This is a genomic window from Arenibacter latericius DSM 15913, from assembly GCF_000424985.1.
GTDB classification, from domain to species: Bacteria; Bacteroidota; Bacteroidia; order Flavobacteriales; family Flavobacteriaceae; genus Arenibacter; species Arenibacter latericius.
The window spans coordinates 171,490-195,532 of the sequence record NZ_AUKX01000001.1 but is presented as its reverse complement, the minus strand read 5'-3'; the positions used below and the strand labels follow the sequence as shown (position 1 = coordinate 195,532).

18 protein-coding genes and 2 tRNA genes are annotated in these 24,043 nt (G+C 38.0%); 9 read left to right on the top strand and 11 right to left on the bottom strand.

Annotation, left to right across the window (positions count from 1 at the left end; translation table 11 throughout):
• Window positions 1-25: 25 nt before the first annotated feature.
• Together mobC and H344_RS0100825 are read left to right on the top strand one after the other, a co-directional pair.
• Window positions 26-415 (top strand): plasmid mobilization relaxosome protein MobC, encoded by a 390-nt coding sequence (mobC, locus tag H344_RS0100835; protein WP_026808547.1) that lies wholly within the window; start codon window positions 26-28, stop codon window positions 413-415.
• 143 nt (window positions 416-558) lie between these two features.
• Window positions 559-2,697 (top strand): relaxase/mobilization nuclease domain-containing protein, encoded by a 2,139-nt coding sequence (locus tag H344_RS0100825; RefSeq protein ID WP_169514941.1) that lies wholly within the window; start codon window positions 559-561, stop codon window positions 2,695-2,697.
• A gap of 280 nt (window positions 2,698-2,977) precedes the next feature.
• On the opposite strand, the gene H344_RS0100815 is transcribed toward H344_RS0100825, so the two are convergent.
• The 3 genes from H344_RS0100815 to mutS form a co-directional block, all read right to left on the bottom strand.
• Window positions 2,978-3,062 (bottom strand) — tRNA-Leu (locus H344_RS0100815).
• A 53-nt stretch (window positions 3,063-3,115) separates the two neighbouring features.
• Window positions 3,116-3,188, bottom strand: a tRNA-Gly gene (locus H344_RS0100810).
• Between the two features lie 164 nt (window positions 3,189-3,352).
• Entirely contained in the window at window positions 3,353-5,929 is a 2,577-nt protein-coding gene (gene mutS, locus H344_RS0100805; protein ID WP_034255918.1) for a DNA mismatch repair protein MutS, read from the bottom strand.
• Window positions 5,930-6,134: 205 nt separating this feature from the next.
• Between mutS and H344_RS0100800 the strand changes: the two genes are divergently transcribed.
• Window positions 6,135-6,665 (top strand): RNA methyltransferase, encoded by a 531-nt coding sequence (locus H344_RS0100800; protein WP_026808543.1) that lies wholly within the window; start codon window positions 6,135-6,137, stop codon window positions 6,663-6,665.
• Window positions 6,666-6,678: 13 nt separating this feature from the next.
• Here H344_RS0100800 and folK read toward each other — a convergent pair whose 3' ends face one another.
• Window positions 6,679-7,824 (bottom strand): 2-amino-4-hydroxy-6-hydroxymethyldihydropteridine diphosphokinase, encoded by a 1,146-nt coding sequence (gene folK, locus H344_RS0100795; protein ID WP_026808542.1) that lies wholly within the window; start codon window positions 7,822-7,824, stop codon window positions 6,679-6,681.
• 238 nt (window positions 7,825-8,062) lie between these two features.
• On the opposite strand from folK, the gene sppA reads away from it, so the two are divergent.
• From sppA to H344_RS0100775, 3 genes are all read left to right on the top strand, one after another.
• Complete coding sequence (gene sppA / locus H344_RS0100785) at window positions 8,063-9,823, top strand: signal peptide peptidase SppA (protein ID WP_026808541.1); 1,761 nt, start codon at window positions 8,063-8,065, stop codon at window positions 9,821-9,823.
• Between the two features lie 202 nt (window positions 9,824-10,025).
• Window positions 10,026-10,745 (top strand): queuosine precursor transporter, encoded by a 720-nt coding sequence (locus H344_RS0100780; protein WP_026808540.1) that lies wholly within the window; start codon window positions 10,026-10,028, stop codon window positions 10,743-10,745.
• Between the two features lie 223 nt (window positions 10,746-10,968).
• On the top strand, window positions 10,969-13,725 hold the full coding sequence (locus H344_RS0100775; RefSeq protein ID WP_026808539.1) for an AsmA-like C-terminal region-containing protein: 2,757 nt from the start codon (window positions 10,969-10,971) through the stop codon (window positions 13,723-13,725).
• Here H344_RS0100775 and H344_RS0100770 read toward each other — a convergent pair.
• Entirely contained in the window at window positions 13,718-14,512 is a 795-nt protein-coding gene (locus H344_RS0100770; RefSeq protein WP_026808538.1) for a DUF2797 domain-containing protein, read from the bottom strand. The two genes, H344_RS0100775 and H344_RS0100770, sit on opposite strands and share 8 nt — an antisense overlap.
• Before the next feature lie 109 nt (window positions 14,513-14,621).
• Here H344_RS0100770 and H344_RS0100765 point away from each other — a divergent pair, with 109 nt between their 5' ends.
• The 3 genes from H344_RS0100765 to H344_RS0100755 all read left to right on the top strand — a co-directional run bounded on the left by H344_RS0100765 (window position 14,622) and on the right by H344_RS0100755 (window position 18,201).
• Entirely contained in the window at window positions 14,622-16,136 is a 1,515-nt protein-coding gene (locus tag H344_RS0100765) for a GH3 auxin-responsive promoter family protein (RefSeq protein WP_026808537.1), read from the top strand.
• Between the two features lie 82 nt (window positions 16,137-16,218).
• Window positions 16,219-16,764, top strand: coding sequence for a hypothetical protein (locus H344_RS0100760; protein WP_026808536.1), 546 nt, complete (start codon window positions 16,219-16,221; stop codon window positions 16,762-16,764).
• 294 nt (window positions 16,765-17,058) lie between these two features.
• A complete protein-coding gene (locus H344_RS0100755) occupies window positions 17,059-18,201 on the top strand; it encodes a glycerate kinase family protein (protein WP_026808535.1) in 1,143 nt (380 codons plus the stop codon).
• Between the two features lie 155 nt (window positions 18,202-18,356).
• On the opposite strand, the gene clpX is transcribed toward H344_RS0100755, so the two are convergent.
• From clpX to H344_RS0100725, 6 genes are all read right to left on the bottom strand, one after another.
• Entirely contained in the window at window positions 18,357-19,592 is a 1,236-nt protein-coding gene (gene clpX / locus H344_RS0100750) for an ATP-dependent Clp protease ATP-binding subunit ClpX (RefSeq protein ID WP_026808534.1), read from the bottom strand.
• 92 nt (window positions 19,593-19,684) lie between these two features.
• Window positions 19,685-20,368 carry an ATP-dependent Clp endopeptidase proteolytic subunit ClpP gene (clpP, locus tag H344_RS0100745; protein WP_026808533.1) on the bottom strand — a complete coding sequence of 228 codons (684 nt, stop codon included), beginning with the start codon at window positions 20,366-20,368 and terminating at the stop codon, window positions 19,685-19,687.
• Between the two features lie 177 nt (window positions 20,369-20,545).
• Complete coding sequence (gene tig, locus H344_RS0100740) at window positions 20,546-21,868, bottom strand: trigger factor (protein ID WP_026808532.1); 1,323 nt, start codon at window positions 21,866-21,868, stop codon at window positions 20,546-20,548.
• Window positions 21,869-21,972: 104 nt separating this feature from the next.
• Window positions 21,973-22,317, bottom strand: a complete 345-nt coding sequence (locus H344_RS0100735) for a phage holin family protein (protein ID WP_026808531.1) — start codon at window positions 22,315-22,317, stop codon at window positions 21,973-21,975.
• Between the two features lie 178 nt (window positions 22,318-22,495).
• On the bottom strand, window positions 22,496-23,266 hold the full coding sequence (locus H344_RS0100730; RefSeq protein ID WP_026808530.1) for an alpha/beta fold hydrolase: 771 nt from the start codon (window positions 23,264-23,266) through the stop codon (window positions 22,496-22,498).
• 3 nt (window positions 23,267-23,269) lie between these two features.
• Window positions 23,270-23,983, bottom strand: a complete 714-nt coding sequence (locus H344_RS0100725) for a pyridoxine 5'-phosphate synthase (RefSeq protein WP_026808529.1) — start codon at window positions 23,981-23,983, stop codon at window positions 23,270-23,272.
• Window positions 23,984-24,043 lie beyond the last annotated feature (60 nt).

Below are 24,043 nucleotides of genomic sequence, written 5' to 3'. Positions count from 1 at the left end.
TCGGCAGTAAAAAACAAGAAAAATAATGGCAACTGGCAACATCGGCAGAAAACGGTTAGGGGAGAGCAAGCGAAAGCATGCCATTACGCTCCGGTTCAACACCGAGGAACTGGAAAAAGTGCAGGCGCTTTTACGGTCCTATCAGGTCGATTTCCATAAAAGAGGTACGGTGGGCCCCTTTTTAAGGAGCCTCATTCTGAACAAGGAGGTAATGAATGTTGAATGTCTCCCTGCTAGTACGCCTAAGGTCGGGTACCAGCTGAACAAAATAGGGACCAATATTAATCAATTGGTAAAAGTGGCCCATTACAAGAATAGACGGAGCCCCAATGCAAGCCTTGTGCGGGAGATGGAAAAGGCCAATTCCCTAGTTGCTACCTTGAACACGATTATTAACAATACGAACCAGCCATGATCGCACGACTCCTATATCGGAACAAAGTTCAAGGCGTACTGAAATACGTCCTGGAGAAACCGGAATCTACCATTCTCGGCTTCCACAATACCTATTCCGATACGGATACCAACCTCAGGATCTTCGAACAGGTACTGGTCTTTTTGGGCTTCCGCCATGCCTCCGAAAAACGCTATGTACATGCCACCCTGAACCTTCCCCGAGGTGAACACCTGGACGATGAAACTTTCTTGTCCCTGTCCAAAGCCTATATGGAATACATGGGCTATGAGGAACAGCCCTATATGGTGGTACGGCATCACGATACCGAGCACGAGCACGTGCACATTGTCTCCAGTACCATCAGGGAAGACTGTAGCCAGATCAACCTTTCCTTTGACTATAGAAGGAGCATGGCCGCCCAAAAACACCTGGAGAAACAGTTTGGACTTTCCCCCTCCCCAGAAAAAAGAACGGTCCGGGAGCTTCCCAAACCGGAAACGCCTCAGCTTAATCCCCAGGATGGTAACGGGGTCCGATTCTATATGCAGGATATACTGAACAATACCCTGCAAAAACATAAGGTGCGGAGTTTTGAGGAGCTTGGCAAACTACTGGAAAAGTACCATATCCAACTGAAGGTAGTGGAGCGTTCCGGTAGGGTAGGGGTGGCTTATGGCATTGCTACCAGGGAAGGGTACCGATCCCGTTTTATCGGCGGTTATACCGTACACCCTCAATTCTCCGGTCCCAAACTCCAACATCTCTTCGAGCGCAATAAACAATCGGCCCTATTGCCCATGGTAAAAAAACGCTTGGAAAAGCAAGTGCGCACCACCTATAAGCTATTCAGGACCCTCCGCCCCAAGCACCTCCCCGAGATCCTAGGCGCCCATCAAAAGCTCGATTGCAGGCTAAGCTACAATGACCAGGGACAGGTGGTGGATTTCACCATTTATGATAAATCGGGCTATGTGCTGCGAAGCGATGAGATTGGGAGCAACCTTGGTATCCATGAGAACCCCGAATTGTTCCAAACCGAACACACCCAAATGTATATGGATAGCAGGCAATTGGAATTGGAATTTCAACGTTGCCTAAGGGAAGCCTTCCAAAAGACTTATCGAGAATTGCGATACAAGCCCCTGTTCTCTGAGCATATCCTCAAAACTCCTTTAGATGATTTGGTTAGGGAAATGATGAAATCGGATCGCTTTCTCTTCCTTAAGAAATACCTACATACCGATAATCAGACGTTATGGAAGGTAATCGCCTCCCACTACTATCCTTTTAGTGAGAAGCTATATACCTCCGCCATTAATAAGGAAAAGCAGGAATTGCAAAAGAAGGCCGACCTTATCCAACGGGCCAGGGATCGGCTGTTCACCAGTACGTTGGACCAAAGGGAGGTCCTTGGTACACTTGTACAAAGTCTGGGCGTACGATACGATAAGGGAGTGTTGATCTATGCGAATTCCAAGCTCCACCAAGTACCGGTGGATCTGGGCAGTCACTTACTCCAGACGAGTGTAAAACCGTATATGCCAATTGGATTTGCACGCGAAAATGAAAAGTTGTTGGAAGGGCTGCTGCACGGCAAATCCGCCAAAGAGATAAAACCGGGTCCCACCGCCCTATTCCTGCCCATGGTATTCCCGAAGCTTTACAACGCTATGGCCCCAACCTTTAGGGAGCGGTTCGATACCTTGGCCCTGAAAGTTTACCATCGGTATGCTGAACGGATGCAGGCACCTTTTGAGAAATCGCCCAGGGAGTATATCGCTTTTTTCAATGCTAGGGGCTTTTATTTTGAGCAGCAGGGTGGAAAGTTAAGGGTAGGCTCCATGTACTCCAAACATTCGGTAACGATCGCCCTTTCAACGAAAATGCAGGACTATTTGCAATCGTCCCCTGAGCTACCCAGTGCCATCGCCGCCCAGCCGATCATCCTGAACAATATAATAGCCAAAGGACAGGACAATTTAAAAAGTTTATGGATGGGGCATTTAATGGAACGCGGACTTTATAAACAAGCGGCGTATAGTTACGTATTGGAAGGTGTATTGCCCAATTTGCCGCCCGAACTAGTGGAGCACCATATGGAAAATGGATTCAAGGAAGCCTTGGCAGCTGTTGCCACGGAGCGTGACCGTCAGGCACAGGCCAGGATACTCCAGACAGGTTATAACGCCCTGGATATGCTTATGGGCCCTACCAGCTCCCAAGAGGAAGAAACCTATAACGGTTTTAAGGACGAGCTTACGGATTATTCCAAAAACAAGGGCAATTGGCTATCGATGTAGAAAATTTCAACTTAATTAAGTTTTGGGCTTTTCACCCAATTTATACTCTTTTAGGATAGGCTAAATAGAAATTCAGAGTATGATGTTGGATAAGGTATTTCCCGTATCCACTGCCTAAACTCAAGGATGAAAGAATGGTAATTGTCTGTGGGTAGAGGGTGGTTAGATGATAATGATATTGAAACAGGTAAATGGGAGGTGAAAATTGTTGTACCTATGTTGTACCAAGTGGCATTTTTAAACGAAAAAGCCGAGACGTAAATCTCGGCTAATCCCTTTGTACTCGAGGCGGGACTTGAACCCGCACGGCCATAATGGCCATTGGATTTTAAGTCCAACGTGTCTACCAATTCCACCACTCGAGCTTCTGTGTGATACAGAGTTTTCACATCTGGTAGAATGTGAATTATTATATGCGAGCGAAAAACGGGATTCGAACCCGCGACCTCCACCTTGGCAAGGTGGCGCTCTACCAACTGAGCTATTTTCGCAAAAGGTTTAAGAACTTCGCATCCTTGTCGAATGCGGGAGCAAATTTAATACAATTCTTTAAAATGCAAAGCCTTTTTTATGAAAAAGTATTTTATTATTTATAATTGTCGCAGGATGAGTGATTTGTATGTGATTTTTTTTATTCTTATCCCACTAGGAAACTTTAAGCATTCTTCTGTTTAGTAAGTAATCGTTTAATTTCATTGAGTTTCATCAGTGCTTCTACTGGAGTTAAGGTATTGATGTCTAAATGAGTAATTTCTTCCTTAATCTGTTCCAAAAGAGGATCGTCTAAATTAAAGAAACTAAGCTGCATTTCATTCTCTACCAATTGCAATTTATCTGTGAGCTCTTCACTAGAATGTGATTTTTCTAATTTCTTTAAAATTTTATTTGCTTTATGAATCACCTGTTGTGGCATACCCGCCATTTTAGCTACATGGATACCAAAACTGTGCTCGCTACCCCCTGGGGTTAGTTTTCGTAAGAAAAGCACATTATCTTCCAATTCTTTTACCGATACATTGTAATTTTTTATACGGTTAAAAGTATTCGTCATTTCGTTTAGCTCGTGATAATGCGTAGCAAAAAGCGTTTTTGCCTGAGCTGGATGTTCATGTAGGTATTCTGATATGGCCCAAGCTATAGAAATGCCATCATAGGTGCTTGTACCTCTACCTATTTCATCTAACAGTACTAAACTACGTTCCGAAAGGTTGTTAAGGATAGATGCCGTCTCATTCATTTCTACCATGAAAGTAGACTCTCCCATAGAAATATTGTCACTAGCACCTACTCGCGTGAATATTTTGTCTACATAGCCAATTTTGGCCGAGGTGGCAGGAACAAAACAACCCATCTGTGCCAAGAGTACAATAAGAGCGGTTTGCCTTAGAATTGCCGATTTACCACTCATGTTGGGACCAGTAATCATAATAATCTGTTGTTCTTCCCTGTTTAAAACGAGGTCGTTGGCAATATATTCCTCTCCTAATGGAAGCTGTTTTTCAATTACAGGATGCCTACCGCCAATAATAGCAAGTTCGGTAGACTCATCCATATCCGGTTCTATATAGTTATTTTCTATCGCCAATTGGGTGAAACCACATAGACAGTCTAATTGGGCAATTAATTGTGCATTATTTTGTACTGGAGTAATGTACTCCTGCATCCATACTACTAGTTGGGAAAATAATTGTTGCTCTAATTCTAGAATGCGCTCTTCTGCACCCAATATTTTGGCTTCATATTCTTTAAGCTCCTCTGTAATATATCGCTCCGCATTTACTAGGGTTTGCTTGCGGATCCATTCTTCGGGTACTTTGTCTTTATGTGTATTTCGGACTTCTATATAATATCCAAAAACATTGTTGGAAGCAATTTTCAGAGAAGTAATACCAGTGCGTTCAGATTCCCTCTGCAACATTTTATCTAAGTAGTCCTTTCCCGAAAAGGCTAAATTCCTTAGCTCGTCTAACTCCTGGGAATATCCTTTGGCTATAGTTTTTCCCTTTAACATGTTAACTGGTGCCTCCTCATTCAGCATTTCCTTAATCTTACTGCGTAGTAATTCGCAACTGTGAAGCTGGTCACCTAATAAGGCAAGCGATTCATTCTTGGCTTTCGTGGTAAGCTGTTTAATAGGGACAATAGCTTCTAAGGAGTTTTTTAACTGCACTACCTCCTTGGGGTTTATTTTTCCCGTAGCTACCTTGGAAATTAATCTTTCTAAATCTCCTATGGTTTTAATAGTGCTCCTCAGTTCCTGCAACGCGGTATCGTTCTCCTTTAAATGGGAAATAACCTGATGCCTTCTTCTTATTTTTTCTATGTTTTTAAGGGGAAGTGCCAACCATCGCTTAAGCATTCGCCCACCCAAAGGAGAAAGCGTTTTATCTATAACGTCTAAAAGGGTTACAGCATTCTGGTTGTTAGAATGGTAAAGCTCTAAATTCCGAATGGTAAATCGGTCCATCCAAATATACTCCTCTTCCGGAATACGTTGTAAACTGCTTATATGTTGTAGTTGCTTATGTTGGGTATCAGATAGGTAATGCATAATTACCCCTGCTGCCACTATTCCATGACTTAAATGGTCTACTCCAAATCCTTTTAAACTCTTGGTTTTAAAGTGATTCGTGAGGGACTCTAGGGCATAATCGTCCTGAAAAACCCAATCTTCGGTAAAAAAAGTATGGTATTGGGAGCCAAAAACTGCTGCAAATTCCTTTCTGTTAGATTTGGAGACGAGTACTTCGTTGGGTGAAAAATTCTGTAACAGTTTATCAATTTGTTCCTCGTTACCCTCAGAGGTGAGGAATTCTCCAGTAGAAATGTCTACAAAAGCAATACCTAATCGCTTTCTTCCAAAATGTACTGCACAAAGGAAGTTATTATTTTTAGCGGTTAGAATATCATCATTCATAGCTACTCCAGGAGTTACCAATTCTGTTACTCCTCTTTTTACTATGGTTTTGGTAAGCTTAGGATCTTCTAACTGGTCGCAGATAGCAACCCGTTGTCCTGCCTTTACTAACTTAGGTAGGTAGGTGTTTAATGAATGATGGGGGAATCCTGCCAGTTCGGTTTTGTCCCCTCCATTATTTCTATGGGTTAGGATGATACCTAAAATTTGTGCGGCCTTAATCGCATCTTCACCAAAAGTTTCATAAAAGTCGCCTACTCTGAACAATAGTAGGGCATCTGGATATTTCACCTTTATGCTATTGTACTGCTTCATTAAAGGTGTTACCTTTTTTGTCTTTCTTGTGTCTCCCAAAAGCGATTTTATTAACTTATTTTTGCATTTTATCTTGAAAAACGAAATTAAGGTTTATCTATTGGAATGCCTACTTTTGTTGATATTTTGAGGGTAATTTTGTGAAAAAAGGAATTGTTTCTGCCTCGCTTAAGAGGTGAAATTGAATGAAAATATAAAAACTAGAATGCGTAAACTTGAAAATAGTGAATTAGACCGACTTAATGTAGAGGAGTTTAAAAAGCACAAAAAGACCCCTATATGCATTGTATTAGATAATGTGAGGAGTCTTAATAATATAGGATCTGTTTTTAGGACTGCCGACGCTTTTTTAATCGAAAAAATCTATCTCTGTGGTATTACAGCAACACCTCCACATAAAGATATTCATAAGACAGCTCTTGGCGCTACGGATAGCGTAGCTTGGGAATATGCCGAAGATGCCCTTCAGGTGGTGCAAGACTTACAGAAGGAAGGGTATGATGTTTATTCTGTTGAGCAAGCAGAGGATGCGCAAATGCTGAACGATTTTAAAGGTGATAAAGAAAAAAGATATGCCTTGGTGTTTGGGAATGAGGTGAAAGGGGTTTCTCAAAAAGTAGTGTCACAAAGCGATGGAGTGTTAGAAATTCCTCAATATGGAACAAAACACTCCCTTAATATATCGGTAAGTGTAGGAGTAGTGGTTTGGGATCTTTGGGCAAAATTACAAAAGTAATTTCTTGGATTGCTTAAAGGGGGAGTTGTAAGGCTGAAGCCTGAATTTTTTGTAATATTTTTTCGTAATCCTCTTTATTTTTAACAAAGTCCATTTCGCTGATATCGATTATCAGATTGTTCTGTTCGGGGAAGCTTTTGATGTAATCTAAATATCCACGGTTTATTTTATCTAAATAAACAGTTTCTATATTCTGTTCATAACTTCTTCCCCTTTTCTTGATGTTTTCAATTAGCCTTTCGGTATTCTGGTGTAGATAAATCAGCATTCTAGGTCTTTGAGCCTCTTTGTACATCATATTGAACAGCTTTCGGTACAGTTTAAACTCCTCCTCTTGGAGGGTAACTTTAGCGAAAATTAATGATTTATGGATGTCGTAATCACTTACCATAAAATTCTTGAACAAATCATATTGAGAAGTGTCGTCCATAAACTGTTGGTATCTATCAGCCAGGAAAGACATCTCTAAAGGGAAAGCGAATCGCGCTTGATCTTCATAGAATTTGGGTAGAAAAGCGTTGTCTGCAAATCGCTCCAAAACCAACTTTGCATTGTAATCTTGTCCAATCATAGTGGCTAGTGTAGTCTTCCCGGCACCAATATTTCCTTCAATGGAGATAAAATGGAGCTGAGAGAAAAGCTGCAGCCTGCTGGTGTACAGTTTATGGGGAGTCCGTATTATTTCACTTTTATCCGGGCATTCCTGAAGCAGGTTTCTTGTGTCCTTATTATATATAGGATGATAAAATTGTGGTGCTATATCCGCTAACGGCCTAAGTACAAACCTTCTTTTAGCAAGGTTGGGGTGGGGAATTTCTAGGCTGTCTGTTTTAATAATATCCCGATTATAGTACAGAATATCAAGATCTAAAGTTCTAGAAGCATAACCGCTACTTTGTTTTCTTTCCCTGCCTAATAAAACTTCAATTTGCAACAACTCCTCCAATACTTTGGAAGGGGGTAATTGAGTTTCTACGGTAACACAAGCATTGTAAAAGGGTTCTCCTTCAAAACCCCAAGCTGGAGTTTCGTATACGTGAGAAGTCTTAGTAACCTTCCCAATACGAGTATTGATTTGGAAGATGCCTTCTTGTAGGTGATTAAGTCGGTTTCCTAGATTACTTCCTAAAGATAAATGTGCTATTGCGCTTGCGATCATAATGAGATGGCAAAGTAAATAAAAGTAATCAACTTGATGAAAGGAATGTTATTAACAAAATTGCAGTTTAGAAGGTGGGAAGCACTCTTAGGTACTGAAAGTATTTGGAGAATGCAGGGTATTGTTAGGTTGTATCCAGTAAATAAAAATAATAATCATGGAAATATTAAGTATTAATTTGTAATAACTTAAAACTCCTATTGACTATCTTTGTAAGTTATTGTTAATTCCTGTTTAAATGAAGTTTTTAAGAAATTTATTGGCCTCCATTATTGGTGGATTAATAGCATTCGGAATCCTGTTAGTGATGTTTTTTATTTTTGCTGCATTGGTCGGAAATGCAGATGGTACCGTTGCAGTGAAAGACAACTCGGTCTTAGAATTGCAATTGGAATATCCGATTAATGATTATGTGGGAATGGATAAATCTGACCCGTTTGCCGGACTTTTCAATATAAATCAAGGTTTAGATGAGATTTTACACGCTATTCGTGTTGCCAAGGAAGATGATAAGATAAAAGGAATTAGCATAAGTAACAGTGTTTTAATGGCAGGGCTTTCCCAAACTCATGCTATACGTAATGCTTTAAAAGAGTTTCGTGAGAGTGGAAAGTTTGTTTATGCCTATGGGGACTTCTATACTCAACAAGATTATTATTTAGCTAGTGTAGCTAGTGATGTTTACTTAAACCCTGTGGGGGCTATGGACTTTAGAGGCTTGTCTACCGAGGTGCTTTTTTTTAAGGATTTACAAGAGAAATCCGGTATTAAAATGGAAGTCATCAGGCATGGGAAATATAAAAGTGCTGTTGAACCTTTCTTAGCCAATGAAATGAGTGATGCTAATAGAAGTCAGATAAAAGAACTCCTAGATGCTCTTTGGGCTTCCTTACTTTTAGATGTTTCTGAGAGTAGGGGACTAGCAGTAGAAAATCTAAACACAATTGCAGATACTTTGGGGGCTAGAACTACCGATTTTGCACTACGTTCTGGATTGATAGATCAGGTGGCTCATTATGATGAATATGAAACAATGATGAAAGAAACCCTAGGGGTGGAAGCAGATGAGGATATTAATTATGTGGGGATTAGCGACTATATTAAGGTGGCTAATAAGAAAAAACTTAATAAGGGAAAAGACAAGGTTGCTGTAATATATGCCCAAGGAGAGATTATATATGGAGAGGGTGGTCCTAATGTTATTGGACAAGGGATTATTAATGAGGCTTTAAAGAAAGCAAGGAAAGATGAAGATGTTAAGGCTGTTGTGCTAAGGGTAAATTCGCCAGGTGGAAGTGCACTTACTTCCGATATTATTTGGAGGGAAGTAGAACTTACTAAGAAGGTGAAGCCAGTACTTGTTTCTATGGGAGATGTAGCGGCTTCTGGAGGTTATTATATTTCGGCAGGAGCCGATATGATTTACGCAGAGCCTACTACTATTACCGGATCTATAGGAGTTTTTGGTGCGGTTCCTAATTTAAGTGAATTAGCAGAGGATATTGGGGTGAATGCAGAGCAGGTAGGAACTAATAAAAATGCGGTGGAATATTCCCTATTTAAACCTATGCAAGATACTTTTAGGAATAAGGTGCAAGAAGAAATAGAACAGGTGTACAATACGTTTTTAGATCGCGTGGCAGAAGGTAGAGGTATTACTATTGCCCAAGCCGATAGCGTGGCACAAGGACGTGTATGGAGTGGGGTAGATGCAAAACGTTTGGGACTAGTAGATGAATTAGGCGGATTAGATGATGCTATTGCCGCAGCGGCAGAAATGGCAGAAATAGATAAGTATAGTATACAGCGTTTGCCTAAATATAAATCTGGCTTCGAAAAATTAATGGAAGATTATGGAGGTACAGCTACAAAAGGTAGGGAAGCGCTAATTGAAAAGGAAATAGGGGTAGAGGCGTATAATATATTAAAAGAGGTGCGTTCTGTTATGGAAAATAAAGGAGTGCAGGCACGTATGCCTTTTACACTTCGTATCCAATAGAGGAGACTAGGGATACTAATTGTTACTAGCTTAAACTTTTTGTTTTAAATAGGTTTTTGAAGAGGTAGATTAGTGGTCTTAATAGTGAATTGTAGCTATTTGGTTAGGGTTGTGTACATTTGTTTAAATTGTAGAATTACGGATGCCCAATTAAATGATGGGTGTTAAAAACAGTTCAGGTATTAAAAATGTTGCTAGTGTAATGGAGGATCACATCTTAAAGGAAGGCGATAGAAAACTGGCCTTTAAAATATACCTCTATCTAGGTGCTTTGTTCATTACCTCCTTGGTAGTGTCCAATCTTATATTTCAGAAGTTCTTTTATTGGAATCCCTTTGGAGACTTTACCGTATTTGGTGCACCACTTTTTGAGATTTCGGTGGGAGTATTACCCTATCCAATTACCTTTTTAATAACAGATCTTATCTCTGAGATTTATGGAAGAAAAAAAGCTAACCAAGTGGTTACGGCAGGTATCTTCGCCTCTGTATTCTCTATGGGAATTGTGTTAATTGCAAATTTTGTGCCTGCTATAGAAGGGTCTCCTGTAAATGACGAGATTTTTAATCAGGTGTTTTCCCTATCTCCTATTGCGGTAGTTGCCTCTATGATGGCCTATCTCTTTGCTCAGTATATAGATATCGGAATCTATCACTTTTGGAAGAAAATAACTAAGGGAAAGCACCTATGGTTGCGGAACAATTTCTCCACCTTTCTTTCTCAGTTTATAGATACCTTTACCGTAGTAGGGCTTTTATGTGTTTTTGGTGTCCTCCCTTGGGATATGTTTTATGGTCTAGTAGTTAGCGGATTTGTTTTTAAGGTAATTGTTGCTGTTTTGGACACCCCTTTTCTCTATTTTTTCGTATATCTGTTTAGAAGGCGATTTAAGTTAACGGTAAATCAAGAAATACAGATCTAAAGATAATAAATTAGAGTATTTTAGGTTTTATCCTTTTGCTAGTAAGTAGTTGAAAATAAAACTTATAGCGTGTAGTGTTGCTTGTGCTAAGAAGATTAACGTAATATGTTGAGAGAAGGTGCTATACGGATTGATGTGGGAGTTGAATGAGCCAAAATAAGATTGGATATAGATCGTAAGGTCTGTGGTAGATATTTATATTACTAAAAAATTAGATTATAGAATGAAAAGTAAGATTTTAAAGATTGTTGGAGGTATTCTCTTGGTAGTGGTATTGTTACTAGTGGCAACCCCATTTTTCTTAAAGGGTAAAATTGCGGACATCATTAAGAATAAAGTGAATAATAGTATTAATGCGTCGTTCGATTTTTCAGATGCAGACCTTACCTTATTTACTAGTTTCCCTTATGCTAGGGTTATCATGAAGGATATCACCTTAATTAATAGGGCTCCTTTTGAGGGAGACACCTTGTTTGCTGCCAAAGGAGTATCTCTTAACATGTCCATAAAAGAATTGTTGAAAGATGCTTCTGAACCTATAATACTTAAGAGTCTTAAGGTTGATGGTGGTCGCTTAAATATAAAAGTTGATAAGGAAGAAAATGCTAATTATGATATAGCCTTGGCCGATGATGGAAAGCAGGAGGTGGCAAGCACCGATGCTTCGGGTGAATTTACCTTGTCTCTTGAATCTTATGAAATTAATGACGCAGTAATAATTTATGGGGACGCTTCCTCGGGGATATATCTTACTATAGATGAAATGGATCATATAGGGAAAGGAGATCTTTCCTTGGATACCTCCGAGCTAGATACGGAGACAAGTGGTCGGGTATCTTTTATGATGGATAGCACTAAATATTTAAATCGCAATCCTGTTAAACTAAAAGCGCTTATAGGGGTAGATCTTAACGAAAACAAATATACTTTTCTAAAGAATGAGGCACTTGTAAATCAATTACCCTTAGTTTTTGAGGGGTTTGTAAAGTTAAACGAGGACAATCAAGAAGTAGATATTTCTTTTAGGACTCCCTCATCAGACTTTAAAAACTTTTTAGCAGTAATTCCAGAGGTCTACTCTAAAAACATAGAAAATGTTACTACTACAGGGAACTTTACAGTTGCAGGAGAATTTAAGGGTATTGTAGATGATCTTCATATTCCCAAGTTTAAAATTGATATAAATTCTGATAATGCGTCTTTTAAATATCCCGATCTACCAAAATCTGTCAGGAATGTTTTTATAGATACGGAAATATCAAATACTACAGGAATAACAGAAGATACCTTTGTAGATATTAGGAGACTGTCCTTTATGATAGACGAGGATAAATTTAATATGGTAGCCAAAATTCGTGATCTAATGGGGAATACTAAAGTAGATGCGAAGCTGGATGGAAGAATGAATTTGGCAAATATCTCTAAAGCTTACCCAGTGCCTTCGGGAATGGATTTAAAGGGTATTTTAAATGCAGATATCGCGACTGCTTTTGATATGGCTTCCATAGAACGCAAGGAGTATGAGAAGACCAAGACTACGGGTAAGATGCAACTAAAAGATTTTGAATATAAATCCGATGAAATTCCAAACCCGGTAATTTTGCAGTCTACTGCAGTGTCTTTTAATCCTACTACGGTTAGTTTAACAGAACTTAAGGGCAAGACAGGAAGTACAGATTTTGATGCTACGGGTACAATTGATAACCTTTTGGGCTTTATGTTTAACAATGAAAAGGTAGAAGGTAGGTTCAACCTAAATTCTAATACCTTTTCTATTGCAGATTTTATGGTTCCAGATACCGATGAGGTAAGTAAGGAAGGAGAGAAATCGACTTCAAATTCGCCAACACCAACTGCAGAGAAAATTAAGATTCCATCCTTTTTAGACTGTATTATAAATGCTAGTGCGAATACAGTGGTCTACGATAATCTAAGGTTGAAAGATGTTAAGGGAACACTTGCGATAAAAGATGAGAAAGCCACCCTTTCTAATATGTCCTCTTCTCTTTTTAATGGTAAATTAGCACTTAATGGAGAGGTGTCTACAAAAGGAGAAACTCCACTCTTTGCTATGGACTTAGGGATGAGTAACTTTAGTATAGCAGAAACGTTTAATGGTCTAGAGATGTTTAGAACCTTAGCGCCAATTGCAAAAATACTTCATGGTGCTATGAATACCGAGGTGCATATTTCTGGAAAGTTAAATGACGATTTTACACCTAATCTATTAACGGTAACCGGAAATATATTAGCAGAGCTAATGACAAGTAAAATTGAAGCTAAAGATGCTCCACTGCTCGCAGCTTTAGACAGTAAGTTGAATTTTCTAGATCTGGAAAATTTAAATTTAAAAGATTTAAAAACTGCCCTTAATTTTGAAGACGGCGTAGTAAAAGTAAAACCATTTACTATTAATTATAAAGATTTTGCTATTGATATTGCGGGAAGCCATTCTTTTGACGAGACTTTAAATTATTTGGCTACCATACAGGTGCCCGCTAAATATTTAGGGAAGGAAGTAAATCAGTTAATGGCTAGAATAGATGAGTCTTCATTAGAGGAATTAACTATTCCGATTACAGCGAATATAGGAGGGGCGTATACCAGTCCTAAAATTACTACTGATCTTACTTCTGGGATTAAAAATCTAACGGCCCAATTAGTAGAAATAGAAAAACAAAAATTGATTAATAAAGGAAAAGACAAGGCTAAGGATGTTATAGGAGATATTTTAGCAAAGAATCAAAAGGCAACTGATTCCACTAAAAAGGAGAATGCAGAAAAGGTGAAAGATGTTTTGGGTGGACTTTTTGGTGGTGGAGCAAAACAAACCGACTCTGTTGCTAAAAAAGATTCAGTGGGAGCCGGAAGTAAAGAAGCGCAAAAAGAGGCCCAAAAAGATGCCGCCAAAAAAATATTAGGCGGAATCTTTGGTAAGAAAAAAGAAGCTGAAGAAACTAAAAAAGATTCTGTTAATTAACTTCTAAAGAGATTACAGTGCCTTCGTTACTGCGAATATTAAAGACAGTATTGTCTTCAAAAATAAGATACTGGCCTTTAATGCCCTTAAGGGCCCCTTGGTAATTAGGGGTTTTAGTAAGGTTAAGACTTTTTACTTTTGTAGGATATTGAAGAACAGGAAACTCTAAATGGGTTTCCTTGTTGTTTTCTATATAATAGGCTAATGCTTCCTCAGGAATGTATTGTTTTAGGTGGTTCCGCATTTCTGCTAAATCCTCATCTACTACATCATTGGTAAGCATCTTGCGCCAATTTGTTTTATCTGCAACATGGTCTTTTAGGGCTACTTCTGTAATTCCTGCTAAATATCTATTGGGAACTTCTACAATTTCTATGGCCTCGTGTGCACCTTGGTCTATCCATCGCGTGGGGACTTGAGTTTTTCGGGTTACCCCTACCTTAATGGTGCTAGAATTGGCTAAATACACAATATGAGGCTGCAATTGAACTTTTTTTTCGTACTCAAGATCCCTGTCTTCTTGGCCTAAATGTGCGGTACTTAGTTCCGGGCGCATAATCCAATCCCCAGCAGAAGGAATGTCAAAAAAACAACTCTGACAAAATCCCTGGCGGTAAATAGGTCTTTCCTCGCCGCAATTTAAGCATTGGTAGCCAAGTATTTGTATCTTAAGCTCCTTATTGAGCACCTGGTTTACATTTAAGAAATCCCCTTCAAACACTAAGTAATATTGAATAGGGGTTCCTATTTCTGTTTCCATTTTTTTTAATACTCCTTGGTACTGCATATAAATTATCTTATGTAAATTCTATTTGATTATGAAGTCAATTAAAACTATTTTTAGCTAAAATAAAACAACTTCCCGATGTAAAAAATCTGGATAAAGATACCTAAAAATGCCAATACCATTATTTAATTCTATTGCATCTTGGTTATTAAAAAAGAGATACCATCAAATTGAACTTTTTCTGAAATATCCAGAGGAAGTCCAAGATGAGGTATTGCATCAATTGCTATCCATCGCTGAAGATACTGAGATTGGTAAGAAGTACGAATTTGATACTATCTCCAATTATGAGACTTTTGCGGAGCGGGTGCCAATAGTTACCTATGAGGAAGTAGAGCCTATGATAGAAAGGTCTAGAAGAGGGGAGCAAAATATATTTTGGCCAACGAGTATTAAATGGTTTGCTAAAAGTAGCGGAACTACCAATGCTAAAAGTAAATTTATTCCTGTTAGTACCGAAGCGTTAGAGGATTGTCATTTTAAATCAGGAAAAGATTTACTCTGTCTGTACCTTAATAATAATGAAAACTCTCAACTTTTTACAGGAAAGAGTCTTAGACTTGGAGGTAGTACAGAAATGTATCAAGATAACGGCACCTCTTTTGGGGACCTCTCCGCGATCCTTATAGATAATATGCCTTTTTGGGCAGAATTAAGTAGTACTCCTAGTAATAAGGTGTCCCTTATGAGTGAATGGGAATCTAAATTAGAGGCTATTATAAAAGAGAGTATCCAAGAGAATGTTACTAGTTTGGCAGGAGTGCCTTCTTGGATGTTAGTGCTTCTGAATAAAGTGATGGAGGAAACTGGGAATCAGCATTTGTTTCAGGTATGGGAAAATCTAGAAGTTTATTTTCACGGAGGGGTCAGCTTTACTCCGTATAAAGAACAGTATTCAGCATTGCTCCCACGAAAAAGTTTTAACTACTATGAGATCTACAATGCCTCTGAGGGCTTTTTCGCTATTCAGGATAGAAATAATTCTGATGAACTTTTGTTGATGCTAGATTATGGTATTTTTTATGAATTTATTCCGATGGATAATTATGATACTCCCGAAGAAAGTACCATTCCCCTATGGAACGTTAAATTGAATACTAATTATGCTATAGTTATTACCACCAATGCCGGACTTTGGCGTTATAAGATTGGGGATACGGTGCGTTTTACTTCTATAAACCCATATAGGATTAAGGTTACCGGAAGAACAAAGCATCATATTAATGTTTTTGGAGAAGAGTTAATTATAGAAAATGCAGAGGAGGCTTTAAAGCAGGTCTGTAAAAAAACTGGTGCAGAGATAAAAGATTATACTGTAGCGCCTATTTTTATGGTAGGCAAAGAAAAGGGAGCGCATGAATGGATTATAGAATTTAGAAAGGAACCAGAAGAATTGGCTATTTTTATTGAGTTTCTGGATAATGCTTTAAAATCTTTAAATTCAGATTACGAAGCTAAAAGATATAATAATATTACGCTGAGGTTGCCCCAGGTTCATATTGCTAGGGAAAACCTATTTTATGATTGGCTAAAGTCTAAGGGTAAATTAGGTGGTCAGCATAAGATTCCAAGACTTTCTAATAAAAGGAATTATATCGAAGAATTACTTCACATAAACAAATAAATAGGGTGCGTATTCATAAAAATGCGCACCTTGTTATTGTTGAGTCAACCTCTCCCCATTTTAATAATCTAAAAACATAGTTATGGGTAAAAGATTAGTGATACTTTCGGACATGTGGGGTACAAAAAGGGGAATGTGGATTACATCTTATTTGGGGAGGCTGCGAGAATATTATGATATTGCCTTCTACGATTCACAGCAATTAGCAAATATTAAGGTAACGATAAATTCTGATGAGAATGTAGGTAACGAGTTTGATAGTGGTGGTATAGCTACTGCAGTTGCTCACTTGTTAAAGAATGAAAAAGTCCCTAGTCATTATTTAACTTTTGGTGCAGGAGGAGCAATCGCTTGGAAAGCTGCGCTAAAAGGAGTGCCTATGAAATCCTTATATGCCATATCTAGTTCTAGGTTGGGATTAGAAACGCAACTACCCCTAGTTAATATTAAATTGCTATACGGGGAGAATGATGAGTGTAAACCTTCCCAAGAATGGATGGATCTTGTAGGGGTAAATAACGAGATAATCCAAGGTTTTGGACACGACCTATATAGCGATGAGAAAATTATTGATAAAGTGTGTCAGGATCTTTTGTCTAAGGTTGCTGACAAAGAATTCGTAGCCTAGACTTTTGTACTTGTGGTAAAAGAATAGAATATAGCCGTCTCAAAATTTTGAGGTGGCTTTTTTTTGATCATGAATTATTGGGTTTATGTCTGGAGTTGTTTAGTGTGAGCTATAAAAATATTTTACCAAATTAAGAGGGGTTAGGAGGTAGCTCGAAAATTCGCTAAGCTATTATTTTGTATAATTGAATGGTTAACAAGCAGGGGGCAAATTAGTAGCTCCTTTAAATAACGTTGATACATAAGAAACAAGAATTCACTTACTACTAGGTGTAAGGTGATATAGCGTGTGCATATGAATAAAATAGTTGTAGCTAGCGATTCTTTTAAAGGAAGTGTCTCGTCAATGGAAATTGCTGAAAATTCCGAATTAGCTATTCATAAAGTCTTTCCAGATTGTGAGGTAATTAAAATTCCAGTAGGGGATGGAGGAGAAGGTACCTTAACAGCTTTGGTTAGTATATTAAAGGGAGAATTGGTTTCCTGCACGGTCAATGGACCGCTATTAGAGCCGGTTTTAGCGCAATACGGTATTATTAAGGATTCTTATACGGCTATTATTGAAATGGCAGCTGCAAGCGGTTTAACTTTAATTCCGCAGGATAAGCGTAATCCCATGCTAACTTCAACATATGGTACGGGAGAATTAATAAGAGATGCTTTAGATAAAGGATGCAGAAAGTTTTTAATTGGTGTTGGAGGAAGTGCTACCAATGATGGGGGTACGGGGATGTTGCAAGCCTTAGGGTTTAAATTTTTAGACACTAAAGGAGAAGAATTGGGTTATGGCGGACAAATATTAAATGAGATATGTGCTATTGATGATACAGAGGTCCTACCTAGTGTAAGAGAGGCTAGTTTTACTATTGCTTGTGATGTAAATAATCCGTTATCGGGAAGTAATGGTGCTGCCCACGTATATGCCCATCAAAAGGGAGCAGATGACCAAATGATACTTGAATTGGATAAAGGTTTGAGTCGTTTTGCAAAGGTGATTAAGGAAAAGTTTAATAAGGATGTGAATTCGGTACCTGGTGCAGGAGCTGCTGGTGGTGTGGGTGGGGGATTTCTTGGGTTTTTAAATGCTAGTTTAAAACTTGGTATTGAAGTGGTCTTGGATGCAATAGAATTTGCTGATTTAATAAGAGGTGCAGAACTGATTATAACTGGAGAGGGAAAGTTAGATGCGCAGACGGGAATGGGGAAAACTCCAGCAGGTATTCTTAAAGTTGCGAAAAAGCAAGGAATTCCTGTAATAGCAATTGGAGGCAGTGTAAATGCAGTTGAGGAATTGAATGAGGCAGGTTTTCTTTCAGTTTTACCCTTATTGCCATATCCAGTAAGCTTGGAGCAAGCAATGGATTCGGAATTTACTTTAGAGAATATTAGGCGAACTATAGAGCAGCAGCTAAGGGTTATCGCACATTATAAAGCGTAATGGTATCATTTTAATTGGAGTCCTATTATGTTTAGACATCCATCAAAGGTTTTCAGTAGTTAAAGGTGGTGTATGTTGTTATTGCTATTGGTGGTGTGGTGGTAATCTACGCAGGTCTTGGGGGTAGGGTATTGTAAGAATAAAAAAAAGCAGTCTTAAGAGACTGCTTTTAATTTGTTTATTGTTTCATAGGATAGCTTTTCTTCTGCGTAAGATTTGCTAACCTTAAAGGTTGTTTCTTCCGAACTAGGAAGCTCAAACATAGCATCCGTAAAAATCGCCTCACATAAGGAACGAAGTCCCCTAGCACCTAATTTGTATTCAATGGCTTTGTCTACGATATAATCTAATGCCTGATCTGTTATTTCAAAAGAGATATCGTCCATTTTGAATAACTTCTCATATTGTTTGATGATAGCATTCTTAGGTTCCGTTAAAATGGCCTTCAAGGTTTCCTTATCCAATGGATTCATGTGAGTAAGTACCGGAAGTCTTCCTATTATTTCTGGAATTAATCCAAAGTCTTTTAGGTCTTTTGGGATTATATATTGAAGAATATTTTCGTTGTCTACCTTATCTTCCGCTCTAGAAGCACTGTATCCAACTGCTTGCATATTCAACCTTTTAGTGATGATACGCTCAATACCATCAAAAGCACCTCCAGCTATAAAAAGGATATTTTCCGTATTTACCTCAATAAATTTTTGGTCGGGATGTTTTCTACCTCCTTTTGGTGGTACATTAACTACAGTTCCCTCCAATAATTTAAGAAGTCCTTGCTGAACCCCTTCTCCAGAAACGTCTCTGGTAATAGAAGGATTGTCGCTTTTTCGAGCAATTTTATCAATTTCATCGATAAAAACAATACCACGTTCTGCCTTTTCTAAATTATAATCTGCAGCTTGTAATAAGCGGGTTAGAATACTTTCTACGTCTTCCCCAACATAACCTGCTTCAGTAAGAACCGTTGCATCCACTATAGTTAAAGGTACATTAAGCATTTTAGCTATGGTCTTGGCAATTAGGGTCTTTCCAGTCCCGGTTTGCCCTGCCATTATAATGTTACTCTTTTGGATTTCTATATCGTCTTCCTTGCTGTTAGGCTGCAACAATCTTTTGTAGTGATTGTAAACAGCTACAGACATTACTCTTTTAGTTCTGTCCTGGCCAATTATATAAGTGTCTAAAAACTCCTTAATTTCTATAGGCTTTTTTAGGACTAGCTCCGAAGATAGGTCCTGATTTTTTGTCTGCTTAGATTCTTCCGCAACTATACCATGTGCCTGTTCTATACAACGGTCACAGATATGAGCGTCCAACCCTGCAATCAATAAATTGGTCTCCGGTTTTTTTCTCCCACAAAAAGAGCATTCTAAATTTTCTTTTGCCATATCATTATATCACATTCAATAATAGGAACGATGTTACTCGTTCTTTTGGTGTGCCAGTTTGGGCATCACCATCTTTTCAGATGACTTAGTCGTTACTCTTGAGAATCCCTTACTAGGATTTCATCAATCATTCCGTACTCTTTAGCTTCGTTGGCTTTCATCCAATAATCTCTATCACTATCATCGCTAACTTTTTCTAAGGGTTGACCAGAATGTTTGGCAATTATTTGATAAAGTTCATCTTTTAATTTTAAAATTTCCCTTGCGGTAATTTCAATGTCACTAGCCTGTCCTTGCGCACCACCTAATGGTTGATGAATCATTACTCTAGAGTGCGTAAGACCACTTCGCTTGCCTTTTTCACCAGCACATAATAAAACAGCGCCCATAGAGGCGGCCATTCCTGTACAGATAGTTGCTACGTCTGGTTTTATAAACTGCATGGTATCATAGATACCTAATCCTGCATATACGCTTCCTCCAGGAGAGTTAATATATATTTGGATATCCTTGGATGCATCGGTACTTTCTAGGAAAAGCAATTGTGCTTGTACTATATTCGCAACTTGATCGTTAATACCTGTTCCCAAGAAAATAATCCTGTCCATCATCAGTCTAGAGAAAACATCCATTGCTACTGCATTTAGTTGTCTTTCCTCTATAATATTCGGGGTTAGGTTAGTAGGGTACATGCTATTCAATATACTGTCATAGTACATGCTGTTGATCCCTTGATGCTTAATTGCGTAGTTTTTAAATTCTTTCCCGTAATCCATATTTTAAATCGAGGTTTTATAAGATAAAAAAAGTGTCGAAAATAAATTCTCCGACACTGTAAATATACTTATTTTTCGTGTAATTTAACCTTAACTGCTGTTAAGGTAGGGCCAAATAATATTTCATAAATGGCCACTCCTTAATACAGCTTTGGTTTTCTTCTATATTCAGGTGAATTACCCGTATACTTCTTTTACGAAATCTTCGTAAGTAACTTCTTTTGGCTTTAGATTAGCTTTTTCTTTGTAAAGAGCCAATAGTTTCTCACTCATAAGTTGCTCGCTTAATCTTTTAACCTCGTCTTGATTAGAAAGAACCCTAGCAGCTATATTGTCTAACTCCTCTTCTTTTGGATCTAACTGACCAAATTGAGCCATTTGTTGCTTTATAAAGCCTTTAGCAAACTCTTTAAGCTCTTCAAATTGAATCTGGATTTCATTTTGCTCAATGATTTTTCCTTCAATCAATTGATAACGTAATCCTTTTTCAGATTTTTCAAATTCTTCTGCCGCTTCCTCCTCTGTTAAAGGTGTTTCGCCAGTAGTCTGAATCCATTTAGTTAAGAATTCCGTAGGAAGATCAAACTTAATGGTCTCTATAAAGTGCTCTGTAATATCATTAAGCAACTTTTGATCTGATTGTTGCTCAAATTGCTTTTCAGAATCTTCTTTAATTCTTGTTTTCAATTCTTCTTCTGAAGTAACTTTACCTTCTCCGAATAATTTGTCGAAAAACTCTTGGTCTAATTTAGCAGGTTCTTTTTCGTTGATTTCCTCAATAGTAAAAGTAACCTCTATATCTAAATCCTTGGCTTTATCTGCATCTACACCTAAAGCGCTACCTAATAAATAGTCTTCTTTAAATAGGTCTTTAGTGCTAAGGGTAACTACATCACCAACTTTTTTACCTAAAAGGCTTTCTAAAGCTTTTTTATTTTTGATATTTTCAATCTCTATAACGGTCTTATTGTCAATTTCTTCAGCTTCGTTAGCAAAAATTCCATTAACCTCGTCTTTTTCGCTTACCTCGCTTTTGCTGATCAATTTTCCGTATTGCTTCTGAAGACGCTCAACTTGCTCGTTAATCATCTTTTCGTCTGCAGTGATTTTGTAATGTGTGATGGCCTCTTTGGTTTTTAGGTCCACCTCAAATTTAGGGGCAAGTCCCAATTCAAATTCGAATGCAAAATTTTCCGCATCCCAATCAAAATTGTCTTGTTGTTTGGGGATAGGATTTCCTAAGACATCAAGCTTTTCTTCTGTAAGATATTTGTTCAAATTGTCTTGCAAAAGTTTGTTCACCTCATCTACCAAAACAGCTTTTCCGTATTGCTTTTTGATTAGTCCCATAGGAACCTGACCTTTTCTGAAACCAGGGATGTTGGCTTGCTTTCTGTAATCCTTTAAGATGGACTCAACCTTGTCGAAATAATCCTCCTTGGTTACCGCAACTGTAACTACTGCATTTAGTTCGTCTATCTGCTCTTTAGTGATATTCATTTGTTATCTGTATTTTGCTAAAATAAAATGGGACGCAAAAGTACTATATTTTATAATCTTCAACAAGTTTTTAAACCACTGATTGTCATAAAGGTATCATAAAGCTATTTGTCGTCGTTAAGGAGGCTGTAAAATAGCGATTGAAGAAAAGATAGTAATAGGCTAAAAAGGAGTGCCCACCATATATTGTCTACTGTAAAACCTTGTACTAAACTGTCTGCCAAAAGTATTATTATGGCGTTGATTATAAGAAGGAAAAGCCCAAGGGTAAGGATTGTTACAGGTAGGGTGAAAATGACTAGGATGGGTTTTACAATGTAGTTTAAAAGTCCTAGTACTATGGCAACAATTATAGCGGTTCCGTAACTGCTTACACCTACTCCAGGTAGAATATTAGCTAAAATAACTACGGCAATTGCGCTAAGAAGTACTCTTAATAATAATTTCATAGGTGTTTTTTTTTAGTTAAGGTTTTTCTTTTTTTTTTTTTTTTTTTTTTGATTATGTTAAACTTAAGAATTTATTTTTGAAGCTAACCTCTGTAAGTATAAAACTAGATATGTTTTTTGTATCCCTTATTAGTAAGCTCAACTGTAAAAGAATGCCGTGATTGTGTCTAGCAATTGGTTATTCCTTTATAAAAGGGATAGATTTTGCTAAAAATTGCTTTGGATTTTCGGCGTGTAGCCAATGTCCGGCATTGTCAATAGTTTCTAAATTAGCCTTTGGGAAATGCTTTTTTATTTCTGTCATATCAGCATCGGTAATATATTCCGATTTGTCTCCTCTTAAAAACAAGGTTGGTCCGGAATAGGAATCGGTGGTGCCTATATTTTCGCCTACCTCTTCCATGCGTTCGCTTAGGACCTCTAGATTAAACCTAAAATCTAACACTCCTTTTTCTACCCAATATAGATTCTTGAGTAAAAACTGTCGCACTCCGGGTTGACTAATGTGTGTGGCCAATCTTTTATCTGCCTCTTGTCTAGAAGCTATCTCGCGGACATTAATGGCATTTAGTCCATTAAGGATGTCTTGGTGATGTGGTGGGTAGTATTTTGGTGCAATATCTGCTACTATTAATTTCTTTACTTTTTCAGGATACTTGCACGCAAATAGCATGGCAGTTTTTCCACCCATACTATGGCCTAGAACAGTGGCGCTAGGAATATTGTGATGGGTCATGTAACGGTCTAGATCTGCTGCCAAAACATCGTAGTTAAACTCGGGGGAGTGAAAGCTTTTTCCGTGATTACGCTGGTCTATTAAATGAACCTCAAAGCCTTCTTCAGCGTATTTATTTCCTATGGTTTTCCAATTATCTAGCATTCCTAAAAATCCATGCAAGATATGAATGGGTTCTCCTTTGCCAATTATATTAGAATGTAGTATTTCCATGAGTTATTTTAATTTATTTAGATACATATTTACAACGTTCTCTAATCCTAAGTAGAGCGATTCGGAAATTAAGGCATGCCCAATAGAAACTTCCAAAAGATGAGGAACACTTTCTTTAAAGAACTGAATATTGTCTAGGCTTAAGTCGTGCCCTGCATTAATTCCCAAGCCTAATTTATGAGCAAGTTTAGCTGCTTCTACAAAGGGAAGTACTCCGTCTTTGTTGCCGTTATCGTATTCAATGGCATAGCTTTCTGTGTATAATTCAATTCGGTCTGTTCCTGTTAATGCAGCACCTTCAATCATAGTTGGATCTGGATCTACAAAAATAGAGGTGCGGATTCCATTATTTTTAAAGGTTTGAATAACTTCCTTAAGAAAATCTTTATGTTTTATAGTATCCCAGCCTTCATTTGAGGTGATGGCATCTACATCATCTGGCACCAAAGTAACTTGGGTAGGTTTTACCTCTAGTACAAGCTCAATAAATTTAGGAATGGGGTTGCCTTCTATATTAAATTCTGTTGTAACCACCTTTTTTAGATCTCTAGTGTCTTGGTAGGTGATGTGTCTTTCATCCGGTCTTGGATGTATAGTTATTCCTTGAGCGCCAAATCCTTCAATATTTTGGGCTGCTTTTACCAGGTTAGGAACGTTTCCTCCCCTAGAATTTCTAATTGTTGCAATTTTATTTACGTTAACGCTAAGCTTAGTCATATCTTTTCTTGTATTTAGATGACAAAAATACAAATTAGGCATACCTTTTGTAATTTATAC